This is a genomic window from Nostoc sp. (assembly GCF_036917555.1).
Classification (GTDB): Bacteria; Cyanobacteriota; Cyanobacteriia; order Cyanobacteriales; family Nostocaceae; genus Nostoc.
In genome coordinates, this window is sequence record NZ_JBALDD010000051.1 from 1 (window position 1) to 19,818 (window position 19,818).

The 19,818-nt window shown below is 40.3% G+C and carries 19 protein-coding genes and 1 pseudogene; 7 read left to right on the forward strand and 13 right to left on the reverse strand.

The window, feature by feature from the left end; all coding sequences use genetic code 11:
• Positions 1-70 precede the first annotated feature (70 nt).
• From V7K60_RS19920 to V7K60_RS19930, 3 genes are all read right to left on the reverse strand, one after another.
• The gene (locus tag V7K60_RS19920) at positions 71-256 is read right to left on the reverse strand and encodes a hypothetical protein (RefSeq protein ID WP_334927604.1); all 186 of its coding nucleotides are present in this window, start codon (positions 254-256) and stop codon (positions 71-73) included.
• A gap of 152 nt (positions 257-408) precedes the next feature.
• Positions 409-933 (reverse strand): hypothetical protein, encoded by a 525-nt coding sequence (locus V7K60_RS19925; RefSeq protein WP_334927606.1) that lies wholly within the window; start codon positions 931-933, stop codon positions 409-411.
• Positions 934-1,287: 354 nt separating this feature from the next.
• Entirely contained in the window at positions 1,288-1,602 is a 315-nt protein-coding gene (locus V7K60_RS19930) for an RNA recognition motif domain-containing protein (protein WP_334927608.1), read from the reverse strand.
• A 403-nt stretch (positions 1,603-2,005) separates the two neighbouring features.
• Between V7K60_RS19930 and ilvA the strand changes: the two genes are divergently transcribed.
• Positions 2,006-3,517: a threonine ammonia-lyase, biosynthetic gene (gene ilvA, locus V7K60_RS19935; RefSeq protein ID WP_334927610.1), complete on the forward strand. Its 1,512-nt coding sequence runs from the start codon at positions 2,006-2,008 to the stop codon at positions 3,515-3,517.
• Between the two features lie 160 nt (positions 3,518-3,677).
• Here the strand turns inward: ilvA and V7K60_RS19940 are convergent, their stop codons facing one another.
• From V7K60_RS19940 to V7K60_RS19950, 3 genes are all read right to left on the reverse strand, one after another.
• Entirely contained in the window at positions 3,678-4,718 is a 1,041-nt protein-coding gene (locus tag V7K60_RS19940; RefSeq protein ID WP_334927611.1) for a hypothetical protein, read from the reverse strand.
• Between the two features lie 10 nt (positions 4,719-4,728).
• On the reverse strand, positions 4,729-4,974 hold the full coding sequence (locus V7K60_RS19945) for a hypothetical protein (protein WP_334927613.1): 246 nt from the start codon (positions 4,972-4,974) through the stop codon (positions 4,729-4,731).
• A 600-nt stretch (positions 4,975-5,574) separates the two neighbouring features.
• Positions 5,575-7,047, reverse strand: a complete 1,473-nt coding sequence (locus tag V7K60_RS19950) for a TonB family protein (protein WP_334927615.1) — start codon at positions 7,045-7,047, stop codon at positions 5,575-5,577.
• A gap of 347 nt (positions 7,048-7,394) precedes the next feature.
• Between V7K60_RS19950 and V7K60_RS19955 the strand changes: the two genes are divergently transcribed.
• From V7K60_RS19955 to V7K60_RS19965, 3 genes are all read left to right on the forward strand, one after another.
• Positions 7,395-8,063: a MotA/TolQ/ExbB proton channel family protein gene (locus tag V7K60_RS19955; RefSeq protein ID WP_334927617.1), complete on the forward strand. Its 669-nt coding sequence runs from the start codon at positions 7,395-7,397 to the stop codon at positions 8,061-8,063.
• On the forward strand, positions 8,050-8,454 hold the full coding sequence (locus V7K60_RS19960) for an ExbD/TolR family protein (protein WP_334927619.1): 405 nt from the start codon (positions 8,050-8,052) through the stop codon (positions 8,452-8,454). Before V7K60_RS19955 ends, V7K60_RS19960 begins: the two co-directional genes overlap by 14 nt.
• Before the next feature lie 404 nt (positions 8,455-8,858).
• Positions 8,859-10,778: a hypothetical protein gene (locus tag V7K60_RS19965; protein ID WP_334927621.1), complete on the forward strand. Its 1,920-nt coding sequence runs from the start codon at positions 8,859-8,861 to the stop codon at positions 10,776-10,778.
• 2 nt (positions 10,779-10,780) lie between these two features.
• Here V7K60_RS19965 and V7K60_RS19970 read toward each other — a convergent pair whose 3' ends face one another.
• On the reverse strand, positions 10,781-11,368 hold the full coding sequence (locus tag V7K60_RS19970; RefSeq protein WP_334927622.1) for a Uma2 family endonuclease: 588 nt from the start codon (positions 11,366-11,368) through the stop codon (positions 10,781-10,783).
• Entirely contained in the window at positions 11,319-11,690 is a 372-nt protein-coding gene (locus tag V7K60_RS19975; protein WP_334927624.1) for a hypothetical protein, read from the reverse strand. The genes V7K60_RS19970 and V7K60_RS19975 overlap by 50 nt, the downstream gene beginning before the upstream one ends.
• A gap of 15 nt (positions 11,691-11,705) precedes the next feature.
• Here V7K60_RS19975 and V7K60_RS19980 point away from each other — a divergent pair, with 15 nt between their 5' ends.
• From V7K60_RS19980 to V7K60_RS19990, 3 genes are all read left to right on the forward strand, one after another.
• The gene (locus V7K60_RS19980) at positions 11,706-12,524 is read left to right on the forward strand and encodes a PD-(D/E)XK nuclease family protein (RefSeq protein ID WP_334927625.1); all 819 of its coding nucleotides are present in this window, start codon (positions 11,706-11,708) and stop codon (positions 12,522-12,524) included.
• A gap of 80 nt (positions 12,525-12,604) precedes the next feature.
• Positions 12,605-14,809, forward strand: coding sequence for a Piwi domain-containing protein (locus V7K60_RS19985; RefSeq protein WP_334927627.1), 2,205 nt, complete (start codon positions 12,605-12,607; stop codon positions 14,807-14,809).
• 222 nt (positions 14,810-15,031) lie between these two features.
• The gene (locus tag V7K60_RS19990; RefSeq protein WP_334927629.1) at positions 15,032-15,403 is read left to right on the forward strand and encodes a nuclear transport factor 2 family protein; all 372 of its coding nucleotides are present in this window, start codon (positions 15,032-15,034) and stop codon (positions 15,401-15,403) included.
• A 505-nt stretch (positions 15,404-15,908) separates the two neighbouring features.
• Here the strand turns inward: V7K60_RS19990 and V7K60_RS19995 are convergent.
• From V7K60_RS19995 to V7K60_RS20015, 5 genes and pseudogenes are all read right to left on the reverse strand, one after another.
• Positions 15,909-16,271: a hypothetical protein gene (locus V7K60_RS19995; protein ID WP_334927631.1), complete on the reverse strand. Its 363-nt coding sequence runs from the start codon at positions 16,269-16,271 to the stop codon at positions 15,909-15,911.
• A 28-nt stretch (positions 16,272-16,299) separates the two neighbouring features.
• Positions 16,300-16,509, reverse strand: coding sequence for a hypothetical protein (locus V7K60_RS20000; RefSeq protein WP_334927633.1), 210 nt, complete (start codon positions 16,507-16,509; stop codon positions 16,300-16,302).
• Between the two features lie 626 nt (positions 16,510-17,135).
• Positions 17,136-17,623: pseudogene (locus V7K60_RS20005) on the reverse strand (ketosteroid isomerase family protein); the annotation flags it as partial.
• Positions 17,624-17,664: 41 nt separating this feature from the next.
• The gene (trpE, locus tag V7K60_RS20010; protein ID WP_334927634.1) at positions 17,665-19,194 is read right to left on the reverse strand and encodes an anthranilate synthase component I; all 1,530 of its coding nucleotides are present in this window, start codon (positions 19,192-19,194) and stop codon (positions 17,665-17,667) included.
• A gap of 95 nt (positions 19,195-19,289) precedes the next feature.
• A complete protein-coding gene (locus tag V7K60_RS20015) occupies positions 19,290-19,715 on the reverse strand; it encodes a photosystem I reaction center subunit II PsaD (protein WP_334927636.1) in 426 nt (141 codons plus the stop codon).
• Positions 19,716-19,818: the final 103 nt, after the last annotated feature.

Consider the following 19,818-nt stretch of genomic DNA (forward strand, 5'->3'; position numbering starts at 1 on the left):
AGTTTTAACTCAGATTCTGAATGAGCAAATCTCCTCTGACGATTCTTGGGGTTGGTTTGTCCACTGTAGTCTATTCATCTGAAAACTGCTGTAAGCTGAAACTCCTTTTCAAATCTCGTTTCCAGCCAGAGGCTGGAAATACTACTCCTGGCGGCAGAGCCGCCAGCAAGGGAGGCGGAGCCTCAAGGATAAGCATTCCCAGTCGGAGACTGGGAACGAGACAATATCTAAAAGCTTGTTCTCGGCTGGCTTTCACGTTAAGTTGACACCAATGGGCACTGCCGTGCCCCTACACCCCACGATATAATGTTGTACCGCATCTGAGTGGGAACCGCTATATAGCAGTCCGAAATCATTCGTGAAAATTTGAGATAGTTATAACCACCTTATAGTCCTGATTCATCAATTTCAAGTTAACAGACTACTATTGGGGGATATTGTCGAATTTGCTAAGAGCCAAGCTGTTTCAGTCCAGGCGTTATTAAATAATCTGACCTCTGACACTTTTAATTCAAATGAATGGGGTGGTGATTCTAGCAACAAGGGCGAACCTTTATCATGGGCCTCAACTAAGTTAACTATCCAGGGAAGAAAGTCTAAGATTTCTTTTGGTAGTACAGTTAACTCGAAATCCCACAACAAATTTAGACCTCGGCAGACTTGTCCTTTTCTGGTCACTGTCACTCTACCAGCACTCTTGTTAATAGCCACTCGCAGAATGAATGGGCGGAATGGGACAAATTCATCGGGTGCTGTATAAGCATATATATTTATATAGTTGAGTCTCTGCCTATGATCCATCCAAGATGCGATCGGTGAATTACTACTATAAGATGTACCAGTTACGATCACCGGCATATTCATAGCAGTAGCAAAGTTAGAGTAGAACTTATGCCTTAGTTCGTTAACAATATGTTTAACTTCTGGGTTCATGGTTGCTATACCTATTACAAAAACGATACCTGCGGTAAGCTACCCTAACGCATGGCTTCATAAAAATTATTTCTTAAAACCTCCTGCATCTTGCTCTCTGCCTTTCTTCGTTTAACCGAAGCACAAAAAAGGCAGACAAGAAGTCTGCCTTCAAGACCTGAGAGTTAAATTTTTGGTTTTATATCAAGTTCGGGTAATTACTTATAATAAAATCTATCAATGTAGGTTGGGTTGAACGGCAGTGAAACCCAACATAAAGAAGGAAAATGTTGGTTTACCCTTCGCGGATCTTGCTACGTTCCTCAACCCAACCTACAGATATTATAAGTGTTTAACCGAACCTGATATTAGACTTTAATAGCGGCCACCACCACCACCACCACCACCACCATAGTTTCCTCGTCTACCACCAGAGGAACCGCCGTCTGTCTTGGGCTTGGCTTTATTAACTTTTAAGCTTCGACCCATCCATTCAGCATTATCAAGAGCATCAATTGCTGCTTGTTCTTGTGCGTCTGATTCCAATTCCACAAAGCCAAAACCCCTCATCCGACCTGTTTCTCGGTCGATTGGCAATTGAACATTTTTTACAGTTCCATATTCTGCAAAGACTTGCCGGAGGTCATCTTCTTTAACCTCATAAGATAGATTACCAACGTAAATTGACATAGAATGTCTCCAGAATCAGGGGATATAGAAATTTAGATCCGGAGAGGTCTGTAATACAAGTATATATAAAAACAAACTGTACAGCCGAATTTCATCTTCCACGCATACTTTAACATAAATTGAGAAGTTATGTTCTTAAGTAACACTATACTTAATCTATCAATCTAAATACTCGGATAGTTGGCAAAACTAGTTTAAAATCAACCTACCAGCGATCGCATGAAATTTGCAGTCATCAAAAAATTTCCATAACTGAACTTATTTCTCTTCAAAGAGTATTAATTAGTAATTTTTAGATTTTATTCAATCAAAATTTCGAGAGAGAACAATTCAATAAAAGCAGTGCGATCGCTTGTAACGTAAAATTAATTTCCATCCAGCATTTGCTAACAGCTTGACGCCCATGTTTTGCGACTACCTCATCCAAATCCTCACTGCCCGTGTGTATGATGTTGCCCAGGAAACACCACTGGAGTATGCTCCAAATTTGTCTGCGCGGCTGAATAATCAACTCCTGTTGAAACGTGAGGATATGCAGTCAGTATTTTCCTTTAAACTGCGGGGTGCTTATAACAAGATGGTGCAACTGCCACCAGATATATTGGCAAAGGGTGTAATTGCAGCGTCTGCGGGGAACCATGCTCAGGGAGTCGCCCTTGCAGCCCAACGCTTAGGAACCAAAGCGATTATCGTCATGCCAGTAACCACACCCCAAGTCAAGGTAGATGCAGTGAGAATGAGGGGTGGAGCAGTCGTGTTACATGGAAACACTTATGACGATGCTTATAGCTATGCCCGTGAATTAGAAGTAGAAAAAGGATTGACCTTTATTCATCCCTTTGACGATCCCCATGTAATTGCTGGACAGGGAACGATTGGGATGGAAATTTTACGGCAATATCAACAACCCATCCATGCAATTTTTGTCGCAATTGGGGGCGGCGGATTAATTTCTGGAATTGGGGCTTATGTGAAACGGTTGCGTCCCGAAATCAAGATTATTGGGGTTGAGCCAGTAGATGCTGATGCGATGTCTCAATCACTAAAAGCCGGACATCGGGTGCGCTTGTCCCAAGTCGGGTTATTTGCTGATGGCGTGGCGGTGCGGGAAGTAGGTGAAGAAACCTTCCGTTTATGTCAGCAGTATGTAGATGAAATTATTTTGGTGGGTACAGACCATACTTGTGCTGCGATTAAAGACGTGTTTGAGGATACGCGATCCATTTTAGAACCAGCTGGTGCATTAGCGATCGCAGCTGCCAAAGCCTACGCCGAACGAGAACAAATCGAGGGACAAACCTTAATTGCTGTCGCCTGTGGTGCAAACATGAATTTTGATCGCCTCCGCTTTGTAGCAGAACGCGCAGAGTTGGGCGAACGCCGCGAAGCGATCTTTGCAGTCACAATTCCAGAGCAACGGGGAAGTATTCGCCAGTTTTGTGAATGTATTGGCAACCGTAATCTGACCGAGTTTAATTATCGCATTGCCGATGAAAAAACAGCCCATATTTTTGTCGGTGTGCAAATTCAAAACCGTGCTGATGCTGTAAAAATGGTAGAAACCTTTGAAGCTCATGGATTTGAAACCCTTGATTTAACCGACGACGAACTAACTAAACTACATCTGCGGCACATGGTAGGTGGACACTCTCCCCTAGCTCATAATGAATTGCTCTACCGTTTTGAGTTTCCCGAACGTCCCGGCGCATTGATGAAGTTTGTTACTTCCATGAGTCCCGACTGGAATATTAGTCTTTTTCACTACCGCAACAATGGTGCAGACTACGGACGAATCGTTGTTGGTATTCAGGTTCCCCCCCATGAGATGCAAGATTGGCAAGCTTTTCTCGACCACCTGGGCTATCGCTATTGGGATGAGAATAAGAATCCGGCATACAAGCTGTTTTTGGGATAGGAGAGGACTGGGGACTGGGGAGATGAGGGAGATGAGGAGAAAAGGGAGACAAGAGGACAAGGGGACAAGGAGATAAACAGAACTCTTAACTCCTAACTCTTAACTCTTAACTCCTAACTCAGCACTCAGCACTTCTAACGCCCAATCCCCAATGCCCAATTTAACGAGAACTCCCCTTCAATATCAGATTTGAGTCCCAAGTATAGAAGCCGATTTGATTAGGAACTCTAGCGAATCTACCTGTCCGATAGCCTCTAGATAGTTCATTCAGCACTTTATTTTTGATCTCTCTAATTTGCTGAGAATCTAGTTCTCCATAAATTCCGGCGATCACTTCAGCAACGCTGAAAACTTTACCTGGATTTTCTTCCAAGAGAGAGGTGAGGGCATCAATTAAGAATTGACCCTCAAAGGGTTTGAGCATCAGTACTGTTTTTGTCGGGGGTACGAAAGGTTTCTTGTTTTTGTTCTTGATACTCCTAGAAGCACCATTACGATTACTTGGGGCTACCAAACTTAAATCCAGAGTATAACAACCTGGCTCATCGGGAATAGTTACCCAGTAATTCCTTTCTCTGCCTTGGGTGAGGGAAGATTGCACCCTACCTTTAACTACTTTAAATAAATGGGAATCTAACTCTCCATAGAGCGATCGCACGATAAAATCGATATGACAAACAGTACCTATCTGTTCTTGCAATAGCTGTTTTATGGCTTCCATGCGCGAGATAGCGTGCTGATACTGAGGTAGCATCGGAATTTCCACTACCTTCGTTGAACTATCGTTGTTCTCTAGGGCGATCTTTGGATCTGTTGATGTCGTTAGAGATTGGCTCTCTTTTGTATCAACAGCAGCAGAAAAAGAATTATTTATCTCAACTCGATCTGAGTCATTTCGTACTGACTCTAAAGATTCCAGCAAGTTGATTTCGCCGATGTCATCAAGGGGTGATAAAAACCGCAGAGAACTTTCCCCAGAAAGATTTGAGGTTTCATCAGTCGCCGTTAATCTTGATATCTGCTTATTGGTATCAGAAAAAGACCAGTTAGACAACAACGCTTCTACATGATCGAGCTGCGATCGCGCCTGCACAAAGAGGCGTTCATACTCTTCTGTAAGGCGAGCATAATAGTCTCGTAATTCCAAGAGTGGTGAGACAAAGGTGCCTGGAGGCGGTTCTAATTGTCCATTTTGAGTCATAGGGCTTTAATCAATTTAAATCGATGTCACTTTTATAAGACATTGCTCTGGGTTTTGCTTTGTGAGATGCTGGCTGGGATTTCTTAGGCGGTTGGGGAGGGCGACATTTCTCACAATATAAGGGTCGAGGTCCGAAAGTCTCGCGCTTTGTCAGATCGTTACACTCTTTACAGACAAACTGAAAAACACGAGTATGAATCTGTCTTTTGTGCGCCCTGACAGTATATTCCCTAACATCAATAAATTTACTTGCCATAATCAGGAATTGTGAATTGCCGTCGGATCAATGTCTTATCAATATAGCTATTCAAGCAAATCAAACCGCATCAGTGTGTGTTTATGTAGAAGTTTTATTCAAATCAGTGAATTTGACGCCTAGCGTCAAGTGCAGATGAGCAACTTGAGAGTTAGCCATTGACTATATCTCTCAGCATATAATTAGTGATGAGCAAACATTACTCCCATTCTTTAGGCGCAGGCGATTTACATTGCCCTGATCAGAAAAATGGGTAGGGGAAAGTGCAGGATTATTCACTTCCACTTCTATTAATTGATCAATCAAGCGATCGCCAGCCTATCTAATTGCCCATCATAAAATTACCGCACTCCTAACCCCTCTTCCTCATGGTAGATGGGTAATGGTTAATGAAGCCATTTCTATCTAAAGAACAACCGCCTCCTAAAAACAGGAGGCGGCGATCGTTGTTAATCAAAGTATGATTCTAATAAGTTTTATCCCTCTACTAGTAGTCTGTCAAGCAAACTTCACTAGGTCAATAAGTTCGTAGTCAGGACTTTAGTCCTTTGTTAAGCGCTCAAGCGCTGATTACTAACCCATCAATTTCAACTTGACAGACTACTGCTGACTGGGAGCAGCAGGTTGCGATTGAGGTTGTTGGCGTAAACGGCGCAAAGAGTCCCGCAATTTATTCTGGCTAGTGTTATCTCTTCGCCGCCGCCGATTTGTAGTTTCTTGTGGCTTTTGTGATGAATCGGTAGCCGTTTGCTCACGCCGGATGCGGCGTAAGGACTCTCTTGCACTTCCTTGAGTGCCAGTTGTCCTAGCTCCAGATGATGAGTTTCTCGCAGGACTTTCCGTTCTTTGAGGTTCCAGTCGCCGACTAAATCCAGATATTGCTGGTCTTGTGGCTCTAGCTTCATTAGATGAGGGTGGTGTAAACTCTCGTCGCCTACGTCTTGAAGTTTCCTGTGTGGAGTTAGCAGCTGCTGTCTGCTGGGTTTTCTCTTCTGCTTGTCTTTGTGCTTGCCGTTCTTGAACTTGGCGCGATCGTCGTGAACCTTTTATGGCAAATTCAGTTGCTATAGATACCCCTTGTCTACCACCTTCTACGGGTTTTAATTTCCAGTCACGCGCTTGTCTCTTAGTTTCTTCATCCAAGTCGCGGTTTCCACTGGAGCGAGCAATCCGCACATTAGTAACATTGCCTTGTGCATCAGTATCTACAGCTACTTCTACTCTGCCTTCAACTCCTCGCCGTCTTGCTCCTTCTGGATACTTGGCATTACATTCGCGGCAGGCTGCACGACCATTAGCATTACCTGAACTGTTAATTTTTGGAGGTGTTGGCGCTGTTGGTGCTGTTGCTACTGTTGGACGGTTTCCTACTCCATTGCCTATACCAGTGCCGCTACCAATTCCACTGCCAGTCCCACTACCGATGCCACTGCCAGTTCCACTGCCAGTCCCACTACCAATGCCGCTACCAATGCCAGTGCCAGTCCCACTACCAATGCCACCGCCAGTACCAGTACCAGTACCTCCACCGGGGCCAGTACCGCTGCTTGTACCTACAGCAATACCACTACCTGAGCCTAAACCAACACCAGAGCCGCCGCCACCACCACCACCGCCACCGCCACCTGCCGAACTTGCTTTGGAATCTTCAGACAGAGGCGATCGTGGAACAGATGCAGATTTCACAGCAACTTCCGGCTTGGTAGCAATTGCTTTTGGCGGCGTATTTATCGGCTGTGGCTTCTGAGCAACTGCTGTAATCTGTTCTTGCTGCTGAATTTTTTCTACTGGTGGAGTTTCTATAGGCTGTTTTTGGACAACTTCTGGTTCTTTTTTTATTTCTTCTGGAATCTCTGCGATTGGTTTTTCTGGTTCCGCAGTCGGAGCATCAACGATCGCCACCTCTATTGGTTCTTCTTCTCCTGTAGGCACTCTCGTCAAATAATGACTTATACCAGAAGACAGTACGCCGATATGCAGCGCCAGTGAACCTATCAGACTGTAAGTCAGAAAAGACTTGAGAGCCTCAACTTCTTTGGAACGTTGCTCGACAGTAGTGCCGGAAAAACTCATAGCTATTGCTACCTATTCTCACTAATTCTAGTTATATTAGAATGCATGGTTACAAATATCAAGTAAAAAATTAAAATTATTTCGGGCACTGTTACGAACAGCATACTTAATAAAAATATCTTTGAAAAATACTGTTGATTAAACCGATTTTTAGATAATATTAATTTTTGTGTTATGTATTAATTAAATTAATTTATGTAAAACAAAAAAAGATTAAATAAAAATAATGATAATTATGTTTGAAAAAACTACCATTATATTTTAAACTTTCTTGAGAAAAAGTTTCATTTTTGCGCTTGATTCTGGTAGTCTGATTTTGTATTGTTGATGACGTTTAGAGGCACTACATGGGAATTCAGAATTTGTTTGAAGCAGGCGGTGTGGTCATGTTGCCCCTGCTGGCGTTTTCGGTGTTGGCAGGGGCACTAATGATTGAGCGGGCGAAGTTTTGGATACAGATTGGTAAGCGTCAAAACCGGGTGGTGCGAGAGGTTTTAAATCTTTATCGACTTGATAATCTCGTTAGTGCTGTGGATAAGCTGCAAAAAAATGTAGATTTACCCATAGCACGCATTTTTCTGGCTGGACTACAGCTAGAAAGACCGACTCCAGAAAAATTTCGTTTGGCTTTGAAAAGCGAGGCACAAGCAGAAATCCCTACGCTCAAGCGGTTTCAAGCTGTATTTGACACGATTATCGGTTTAGCGCCTCTGTTGGGACTTCTCGGCACAATTTTAGGATTAATTCGCTCATTTGCTGGACTGAATATTGGTGATGTCGGAGGTACTAAAACTAGTGCAGTCACTAGTGGTATTAGTGAAGCTTTAGTTGCTACCGCCTCAGGATTGGTTGTGGCTATCTTTGTGCTTTTAGGAGCCAGCATTTTCCGGGGACTATACCAGCGGCAGATAACAATGATTCAAGAGTACGGCGGACAGCTAGAAATACTGTTTCTTGACCGTTATGACCAACTCGATCGCTACGAACAACAGGAGAAGTCCTATGGATCTAGATGATAATGAACCAGATTTACAACCATTTATAAATGTAGTACCTCTGATTGATGTAATGTTTGCCCTTTTGACATTTTTTATTATGTCAACGCTGTTTTTAACACGATCGGAAGGGTTGCCAGTAAATCTACCGAAGGCAGCCACGGCGAAGGAACAGCAAATTCCCACTAAAGTTACCATCACAGTAGATGAAAAAGGTCAGGTAAGCCTAAATCGCGATCCAATAGCAGTTAATGATTTAGCAGCGCGAGTGCGGACTTTAGTTGGTTCTAACCAAGATACATTGGTGATTATTAATGCCGATCAAAAAGTCTTGCACGGTGAGATAGTGGGGATAATGGATCAAGTACGTCAGGTGAAGGGTGCAAGGCTAGCGATCGCTACCCAAAGATAAGAAATAGATATATTCTGCATAAGAAGTTCAGAGAGTCAGAAAAATTCTCTATTCTGACTCCTTCTTGTCTAATAGACATAGGAGTGAAATTAATTATGTGTTGCCTGAAATCCTTGCTATGCACAATTCATGTAGCCGAAGGCTTCCCGTACCAGTTCGTGGAAGCAAGCTACGCGTAGCGGCGATTTTAAGAGAAGGGTATTTTGCCTACCTCATTTTCACCAGATGTTTGATTCTAACGGAAGTAAATTTTCTTGGTATATGTTTTGCCAAGGTCAAGTTTAAGACGAATGCTTCCATTCTAGTATCTACAATCACGACATAATCCAAACTGACTTGATAAATTGCTAATTACACGAACAAAATAAGGCATAGCAAATTTATACAAGCAGGTAGATTATCTGATGACTATTCCAGAGTCAATTAAAAAATTCATTACATGGATACAAGGTTTTGACCATCGTGTTTTACGAAATGAAGATGATGTAAAAGAAAAGTTGATTTTGCCAATGTTTCACTATCTCTGCTATCCAGAGATATGTCATTGTGAATACTCTTTGAAAACATATCAATCAGAAACCTACGCCAGAAATCCAGAAATTGCTCAGATTTATTTTGCAACAGATGATGTTAAAAAACAAAATACAGACACATCACTGATTTTTGTAGCGATAGAACCGCAAAAAACCAAGTTAAATGAGGCTATTGAGCAAGCTAAATTTTATAGTAATCATTTTAAAACACTATTTTTTATTGTCACTAATGGATATGAAATCAAGGTTTTTCAGCGTCTGTATTACAATCAAGAAAAATTAGTATTTGATCTAAATATAGATACTTTAAAAAATAAAGATGTTGCCTCAAAATTTTATAATAAACTCAATTTTGATTTAGTTAAAAATATCGATAAAAATACAGCAGATATTTTTACGTATACTAAATGTAACTTAATAGTATGCAATCCAGATTTACAGGATTTTTTAGAAAAATGTGATTTTGAGCCTTCTATAACGCGAGAAGGCTGCCACTTAGTTGTTGTTAAACCAAAAGTAGCGATCGCCTGTAATTTACCCAAAGCTTTTGGAGAAGGTAATTGTCAAATAGAATTCAGTAGTATTCTTTTTAAAGGTCTAAAAATTCGCTTAAATCATCAAGATATTTTAGGTCAATTAATGACTGGATTACACACCCAGCCTGATTGGGGTTGTCGTCGTTTTTTGAAAGAATTAGATAAAGATAATTTTACAGTAAATTTTGGTCAAATAACAGTCAATTTATCAAAACTAGAAGCAACAGACTTGTGTTTGTGTGTTGATGAAATTTGTCAAGAATATCAAAATTTAATAATTGAATTTGAGAATGCTTTAGAAACATGGGATTTTGAATTCGTAAACTTTTCAGAAATTCGCGGTTTTATCCTTTTTTCTGTAAGACAAGAATTATGGGAGTTCATGCAGCAGTTCGCTAATGAATTTGATTATAAAAAAGGCAAGTCAGAATGGCATCTATTTCATAGAGAAAATATATCGATTCGAGTGAGTCGAGGAATTTGCGATCATGCATTTGTCTTCCCCAAATTTGACAGAGATTTATCTTTATTACCTAGCAATAAAGTTAATATAATCTACGAACTCAATGATATAAATTTACAATCTATTGAAACAGCTAAATTTAGTTTATGTCTGCAAAATATTGGAGTAAGAGGAACTTGGACAGCTAAATATACCAAACAGTGGTTATTAAATAAATGTCTTCTCAAGGTTATTGATTACTATTCAGAAAAATCTCAATTATCTGAAGCTGAATTGCTAGCAAAAATAATAAATTACAGAAGTGAACGTACACTGATTAAAGAAATTGATAATATCAAAGACTTAGTACCTTATCTTCGTGATATCCAATCTTGGCTACATATCTATGTGGAAAATATTGCAGCTTCGCAATTGAAACCATATTACCAAGCCTATACAAATTTAGTGCGTAACACAGATTCTTCCATAACAGGCATAGACTATATTTTCAGAAATTTGCGGAGAGTTGAGTGGAAAAATACGCCAGAAGAAAATTATAGCAATTCCACAGACTGGAAAAACTTGACTTTTAAATATGCTATAGATTGCTTAGATCGGCAAGTAGTAAGAATAAATAATAGTGAATACGAGAATAGTTTCAAGGCAGATTTAATAACTCGGATATTTATTTGGATTATAGAAAATGGTAAAATATCTTTTTCACAAGCTCAGTTAAATGCTGCTAAACAGGCTTTAATACCACTTTGGGAACAAAGTCGCTTTGAAATGCGCTATATCTATCCTAATCGATAAAACTACATAATCTGCTGTAAATCTAACACAAACCCAGGTAGTACATTTTCTCCTGATAAACTAGCAGGATTGTCTAATACCTCTACATCTTTACCTGGACGATAAATTTCTACTCGCTTGTTTTTCCGGTCAATTAACCAGCCTAATTGAGTGCCATTTTCGATATACTCTTGCATTTTCTCTTGCAATTCTTTCAAGGAATCAGTACGAGAACGCAACTCTACTACAAAATCAGGACAAATGGGGGCAAATTTTTCTTGTTGTTCTGGGGTTAAAGCATTCCATCGCTCAATTTTCACCCAAGAAGCATCAGGAGAACGTTCTGCACCATTGGATAGGGTGAAACCAGTTGAAGAGTCAAAACCTTTGCCTAATTTAGTCTGTTTATTCCAGATTCCTAATTCAACAACCATATCAAAGTTACGATTGCCAGTATCACTACCTGTAGGTGGCATAATTAATAATTCCCCTGATGCTGTACGCTCAAATCGATAATCGCGGTTTTTCTGACACATTTGGAAAAATTGCTCATCAGTCAAGTCAATTTTCAATTTGAGTGTAGAAGGGAAAGTGGTTGTAGTAGCGTTCATAGGCTATTCTGAGCATCTTACTTTCTAGTGTAATGCTGTGTGGGGTGCGATCGCTGCCAGGAGATGATGGAGTGCGATCGCACCACACAACTTGCAACAAAACGTAAAGTACTAACATACACAAGCGTAGTATTAGTGATGGAATTACATAAATAATTATTGGCAAAAATTCAATTTCCAAATATAGCATATAGTTTTTGTTGCTAAAAGTTTTGATCGCTAACCATAAGATGGTGTATAGTTTCTTGTTAACTAAATACAGAGAAATTCTGTCTATGATTCGAGATTTAGTGCAGGTAAGCCAAACACCAGCTTGCATCATAGGAAATTGAAACTTATGAGACAAGCTCGGCTACCATCTGCAAGTTATAATCTTTGGTCTTTATCAGATTCACGAGTGGGTCAAGAATTCTGGTTTTGTGATATGAGGCGAGGCTTTAGCAAGGTTCGTAACAAAGAACCCCAAGTTAAAGCTTTGTTAGAAGACAACAAACATCAGCGAATTGGTAAATTAGCACAAGCGGGGATTTATGAATTTTATCAAGATCCTCAACTTTTGTCCCAGTCTGAGGGTGTGGAACAAGTTGCAGCTATTCTAAAACTAAATCAGGAGCCAGAGGAAGTTCAAGAGAAAATTATTGGCATTCTGAACAAGTATTATAAAAAACCTATTTTAGTTGGCAAGCAAATTACTCAGTTGAGCAAAGGTGATGAGGGGTTTCCTATACCGATAACTATCCAAGAAGGTAATTATTCTTTCGCTCTATATGCACCAACTGACTGCACTTTTAAACAGCAAGATGGTACTATTCATATTTTAGATTTCAAGACAGGTAAATCAGACTTTGACCGACGACAGGCTTATGTCTACCTTTTAGCCGCTAGCTATCTCTATCCTCAACAACCATCTGTTGCGTCTTTCTACAACTTAGAATCTGACTTGGCATCTGACATCATTACAGCCACTCCTGAACAACTTAAATTTGTGCAGATAGAGTTAGCAGATATAGCAAAACGGTATGAGCTTGAAAAAATACATCATGGGAAAAACCCAAATGATTTTGATACAATATTCCCTCCTAATCCTGGTATTGCCTGTAGGTACTGTACCTTTAATTCAGTTTGTGAATTTTCTGTAAGTGAGGTTTCTAGGTGATTGCTACCGCAAATTTTCGTGAAATAAAAACCCTTTCCTCTAGCGAGATTTTCCGTTTAAATTTTTCAAATATCAATATAATGTGCTTTCAACTTAAACCTGAGATTGAACAGGACGAAGGCATTAGTTTGAGCTTCCATCTTAGTCGTATTTTACCCCACATGGTCGTCATTTGGGATAAGCCATATTTTTATGCTCTTGGTAAATTCAAGAAAGATATGAGGTATTGGCAGATTTTTAAGATAGAGTGGGAATCTATACTAGAACAAATTGCTGCGGAAGGAATAAAAGATTTTAGCGATCGCACTTGGCAATTCCAAGAAGTTCCACTCACTAAAACAGTCTCAGCAAATGTCATTTCCCTATTAGCTTATCAGGTACTAAAGACATCTAAACCATATCCCTTTTCATCCATAACTGCTCTGTCTAAAAATGGTGTGCAAGTAAGACGTGAGGCAAAATTTTGGGCAGAACCTATCGAAATAGATGGAACTTCACAAGCGGCTATTACTTTAACCTTTAAAAGCAAGTTCTTATTAACAAAAACTTTAGCTGATTTTTATCTTAATCATCCTAATAAGGATAATCCAGAGAAGCTTTTAATTGATTTGAATGTCCGCTCTCTTTCTGGTGATATCCAAGGTAATGGTACTATCACACAGCTTATTAAAGAGCCTTCTTTGATACACAAGCAAAAACTTATTCATCTAGCCAAGAGTGAAATTAGTAAGCAAGCTCTGCAAGATAATCTATCTAATAAACTCCTGGTAGCTGTGAAATTTGGTAAAGGTAAAAAGCTGTATGAATATGGCATCACTGCTTTGCGTCCCTGTGTTACACCTGAAACAGCTAGTAAGTTTGGGGTTAACTGGGGAGACTTGCTTAAGGAAGCCAAAATTCCTTACAAAAAACGAACAGAATTATTAGCTATTTACAAAGAAGAAGCTGAAAATGCTTTAAATAATTATGGATTTGAGTTAGGACTCAGCATCAACAGCCGTCACTATCCAGAGTTATTTTGGCAACCACAAGTTCCGATTGAAAATACACCCCTGCTGTTTGGCAATGGATTTATTGGCGTTCAAAGTAAAATTCTCACAGGTCTTTCTAGAGGTGGTGTTTACCGCCGTCACAATAAATTTTCTGATCCATCCAGACCAATTCGGATTACTGTTCTGAATTTTTGTGAGATGGGGTTAGATTACTTTGTAGAACAACTTAAACAACGGTTAAAAAGCTATAAATTTGATAGCCTATTTGTTACCAACCCAATATCGCTAAAAAATTTCAGTGGGACTAAGGCAAGAGCAACAGTGGAGGAAGTAGTTAATGAATTAGAAGTAGTCAATGAATTAATAGAAATTCGACCTGACATAGTTTTGGCGTTTTTGCCCCAGAGTGATCGTAACGGTGATGAGGAAGAGGGTGGTAGTCTTTATCACAAAATATATGATCTATTGCTTCGTCGCCAGATAGCTAGCCAGATGATTTATGAGGATACATTGAAGAATCCTGATTATTACAAATACAAAAATATTCTCAATCAGGTGGTTCCAGGAATTCTCGCCAAGGTAGGTAATTTACCTTTTGTTCTGGCTGAACCTCTAGCAATAGCTGACTATTTCATTGGTTTGGATATTTCTAGAGAATCTAAGTCAAGACTGGCTGGAACGGTTAATGCTTGTGCAAGTATTCGTCTTCATGGGAAGCAAGGAGAGTTTATTCGCTATCATCTAGAAGATGCTTTGATTGAAGGTGAAGAAATCCCTAAAAGAGTACTAGAAAAATTGTTACCAGCAAAGGAACTAGTAGGAAAAACCGTACTTATTCATCGTGATGGGCGCTTTTGCGGACAAGAAGTTGCTAATCTCCTAGAATGGGCTGAAGCTATTGGCTGTAAATTAATATTAGTAGAGTGTAGAAAGTCTGGTAGTCCTCGACTATATAATTTTGTTAATAAAACCATAGCTGCACCAGAAAAAGGTTTGGCGTTGCGTATTTGTTCTACTGAAGCAGTTCTGGTAACTACTCAAGTAACTGAAGAGATGGGTCTTGCTGATCCTTTACGCTTGACAGTTATCACTGGAAACCACCCAGCTTTAATTTCTCCTCCCATAGAACAAGTGATTGAAACTACTTTGAAACTGACCTTACTGCATCATGGAGCATTAAAAATGCCTCGCTTACCAATGCCAGTATATGGAGCGCATAAGACTGCTAAGTTACGATTAAGGGGGATTTATCCAAGCAGTATGTTAGAAGGCGATCGCCAGTTTTGGTTGTAGAATTAAAATCAACGCTACAGACATTCTGCATCCAATCAAAACCTGACTTTTTGCAAGAGCGATCGCAATGGAAACAACTTCTGGTTAAATGTTACAAATGCTCTATAGCTTGATACTTGAAAGAGTAAAAAAATCTAGATGTTTTGGTTATCTCAATGGCTAGTGTTAGGAACTATATTTGTTAGCTTAACTTTTAGCACACCTTTATTTGTCATTCAGTCTATGAACCAACAAGATATGCAGATATTAATAGAAAAAGCTAAAGATGCATGGGTTGCTCAAGATGTCGATGCTCTTGTACAATTGTTTACAGTTGATGGAGAATTAATCGTGCCTGGTCAATGCTGGCGGGGGCAAGAAGGAATTCAAGAAGGACTTACCCATTTTAAACAACAGTATTTAGATATCAAAATAGATATCCAGCGGATTATCATTGGAGCAAGTCAGGCAGCAGTAGAGTGGTACTACGAAGATACAGAAAAGGCAACAGGTCTTCGTAATAAAGCTGATGACGTAATTGTTGTAGATTTCAAGGATAGTCAAATTAGTCGTTGGCGTGAATATTTTGACACACAAACGCCAACTAACAGATAGTTGCACTAGTCGTGACACTTCAATCTCTTTAGTTCAAAATGAATTAAGGAGATTGAAGTGCAAAAATTAAGTTGTAATGTAAAAAACACAAGACGTTTATCACCTCAGACCGCTCTGATAAAGAATTTAACCTTCCCTTGGTGATAATGAAGTGGAGGAAGCGACAAAAACTCCACACCGTCAACGCATTTAATTTACACTGTTCAAACATCTGCGGTCGCTCTCCTTCGATGTTTGATGATGGGCCACAGCGGCATAACACCCATACAGTGTTGTTTGTTTTCATAAATTAGAATAGCTGACAGTTGGATGAAAAACTCTCTCTCTCAAGTATAAACACTAGCTAGCCAAGAGATATAGCTATATTGTTTATACAAACTTGTCTAAAGTAAGATTTTAATTCTTTATAACTTTAGCTAGTCATTTGACGCCGTTGGGACTGTGCTTGGTTAAACTGCTTTTGTTGTGGTGTTAATTGGTTATAATCACTTGAAGATTGCATATCTCATTGTAATTCTGCTAGTAACAATAAGCTAACGGTCATAATTAGCCCCGTTGAGAGAAATTGCATGACACCGCAGTACGGCAAAACTAAAATTCCTAGCAAATGAATAAACCCCATCAAAATAAATGTGCGTGAACGCATTCCTACCCCGGTGCAAAGGTAGCTGATGGCACTTAATCCTAACCACAGTGGACACAAACGGATCAATACCTCTCCCCATCCCAAAAAAATGCTCAGATCGGTCAAGATTAAACCCGTTATGATTAAAATCGCCCAGCTATAAACAACCCAGCGTAGCTGTTCTACAGTTGCCCAAAACCAAGTTAAACTTACCATACCGACTGCACCGAATAAGGTAAGCACTGACCACAAAATCGCTTGAATACTCCAGCTAATAGGTAGAAACTGGGCGGTTACGAAAATCCCAGATTGAAATTAGTCCCCAAACAATAAATGCTTGATCGACGCGAGTATAAAACTTTGAAAAGAGGATGAAATTTCCAATTTGGTAGTTTAGACAGACTAGACCTTGAATATCTTGAAAATCTAGCTCTTGCTGTTTTTCACGCAGGAGCGGCTCAGAGAAATTGAAAAAAGTCATTGATAATCTATTACTCTTGGTAGATGAATAAATTATTACTCTATCCAAAGATATATTATTATTTAAATATAAATAAGTAAAGAATAGTTGAAATGCTCTTGAGCGAGAAAGGTTCTAGAAGTTAATACTACTTGTTCTAATTTCGTATATTCTGAGACTTAAAAAAACTCCACATTCACCTGAAAACTATTTAATAATCTTTTAAAAGATCGCTGATCGAATCGGTTGTTTTCAATAGCAATCGCAACATAAAGATACCAAAAAAGCCGTTATCAGTTTCTTTTGCTTAAGCGTGGTGAAGTAGCGATGTCTATGACAGGCTAGGCTTACTAGTCTGTCAAATTTAAATTGATGGGTAAGCAAGTTCGTAGTAAGCACTTTAGTCCTTGATTTTCTAAGCACTAAAGTGCTTACTACAAACTTTTCATTACTAGCTTAGACATTGTACTACGCCCGTTTACTCATCCACGCTTAAGCAGCAACTAATTTAGTGGTTTGTCCCAAAAGTTTTGATAGGTAAATCAGTTTTAAATTTATCTTCTTTACCTCTTTTAATTCGCGCTCTTTGCGTCCTTTGCAATTCGTTCTCTTATCCATCAAAACTAATGGGACAGACTACTAGTCCTCTATTTACGTACTAGGTTCAGCAGTTCTTTAAGAGAAGCCAGCAAGTCAATCGCTACAAAGAATATTTTGCCTTGAGGATCTACCAAAAACCGCCATGCAATATTCATGCCCACACTGGCACTGAACCAAGGGGTTTGGACTTTGCCTGTAACTTGTAACTTGGGTATAGCCATCTTCCACAGGCTCAGATACGCTGCGCTCTGGCAGCATCTTCAATCCCTGGCATTCTTCACGCATATAAGCGAATTGCGTCTTGACCAACAATTGGTCTCTCAAAGGGAGGTTGCAAAGCACCTTCGGAGGTAAAAAGAGAAACCGCAGCGTCAAAGTCATTGGCATTCATGTTGTTGATATAGCCCAACACTGTAGGATTATTGATGCCCTCAATGGTGACTTTAGTCTGAAATGCTGGTGCAGTAGGAGGAGCCACGGGTTCTAAAACTTTTTTATAACTACCAGGAGCATTCGGGTCAAATCCCATGCTAATAGCGAATAATCTGTACCCTATTCCCTTCTTCAGTCCCTACTTCAACGCAAACAACGAATCGCCTCTAATAGACCTCTAGCTTTATTCAGCGTCTCTTCGTATTCTTTCTCTGGCTCAGAATCAGCTACCAAACCTGCACCTGCTTGTACACTGACCGTCTGATCATGCACTACCATTGTGCGAATTGCGATCGCAGTATTTAATTGTCCTTCAAAATCGTAATATCCATACACACCGGAATAAACACCCCGACGACTAGACTCTAACTCGTGGATAATTTCCATCGCCCTAATCTTGGGTGCGCCACTTACCGTACCTGCTGGGAAGGAAGCTTTCAGTAAATCCCATGCTGTTTTACCAACTGCTAATTTACCCACAACATTGCTAACAATGTGCATCACATGGGAGTAGCGTTCAACCACCATTAATTCATCGACTTTGACGCTACCACTTTGACAAACACGCCCCAAATCATTCCGCCCTAAATCTACAAGCATCACGTGTTCGGCAATTTCTTTGGGGTCTTGGAGTAAATCTTGAGCGAAGGCTGCATCTTCCTTAGTGGTTTTACCCCGTGGACGCGTCCCAGCAATTGGGCGTACTGTCGCTATTACTCCACCATCTGAATCGGTTTCGGCTTTCACCATTACTTCGGGACTGGAACCGATAATTTGCCAATCTTGGAAGTTAAAGTAAGCCATGTAAGGCGAAGGATTTATCTGACGTAGCGACCGATAAAGGGCAAAAGGGTCGCCTGTGTATCCTGTTGATAGTCGCTGGGAAATTACTACTTGAAAAATATCACCCGCTTTAATGTAATCTTTCGCCTTTTCAACGCTGGCACAAAAATCAGGGCGGGTTAAATTACTCTGATACTCCTCTGCGCCTCTGCTCCCCTGCTCCTCTGCTCCTCTGCTCCCTGGCGGTTTCCATTCCAATCGAGTTTTTTCTGGCGATAGGGGTAGAGATAGCTTTTCGAGCATTTGGGTGACGCGATCGCTAGCTTGTTGATATGCTGCTTTGAAATCTACATTCGGGTCACGTAAATCAGCATAAGCGAGCGCCCAAATTTTCCGCTTCACCTGGTCAAAAATCAACAAGTGGTCTACCTGCATCCACAACCCATCAGGAATATTCCGCTCATCTTGTGGATAAATGGGCACACGCGGCTCAATCCACTGAATTAATTCATAGCCCCAAAACCCAAATAAACCGCCAATTCCTGGCGGCAGCTGTGGTAATTTTACTGGGTGATAAGGTGCTAAACATTTCGCTAAAGCTGTAAAAGGGTCGCCAGCAAAAACCACTTGCGAACCATCGCGGTTTTTCTGAGTCGTGCGATCGCCCCTTGCTTCCAAAACCCACACCGGATCGCAGCCCACTAAACTATAGCGTCCCAGCTTTTCCCCACCTTCTATCGATTCCAACAAAAAGCTATAGGGCTGACCCGCACAGACTTTATACCAAGCGGATACGGGCGTGTCTAAGTCTGCCACCCATTCTTGATATACCGGGACGAAGTTGCCTTGTTGCGCTAGGGTAGAAAACTCGGAGAAATCTGGAAACATCATTATTTTTCAAAGGTAATTGGTAATTGATAATGGGTAATGTGTAATTCTCTTACCATTTACCCATTACTAATTACCCATTAGCTACTAACAGCTAGTTATGGAGCGTCGTAAGTATTAATACCGCTAAACTTAAGTTTAGAGGGACTGGGGTTTTGTCCGATACGGCGGTCTACATAACGCACTTTGTCACGACCTTCAGTTACCTTTTCGGGGAATACACCATCGGCTGGGTGAATTAAAGTAGTTTCTCCGTTGGGTAAAATCCGGTAAACTTTGTAATCTGTGATTTTGAGTTTACGAAGTTGCTGACCGCCCAAAAAGATGCCATATTCTTTACGAGCTATATACAGCAGGTTTTCACCTTTCCGCATAGTAGCAGCACCACCTGTAGGCAATTCAAATACTTGCTCTTTCGGGCTAGTCCAAGTGATAGCGTACTTTTCTTCCACTTCTGCTTTGTTTAGCAAGCCACCAGTGCTGCCAGCAAATAGCGGGGTTTGTCCAGAGAGTGTTTCTGCCATAAAGTCTGTTCTCTCAACGTTTTTAGGGAATCCTAACACTGCAACCAGGATCATATTGCGATCGCGTCATAGACTGTAACAGTTTTTAGTCATTTGTCCTTTG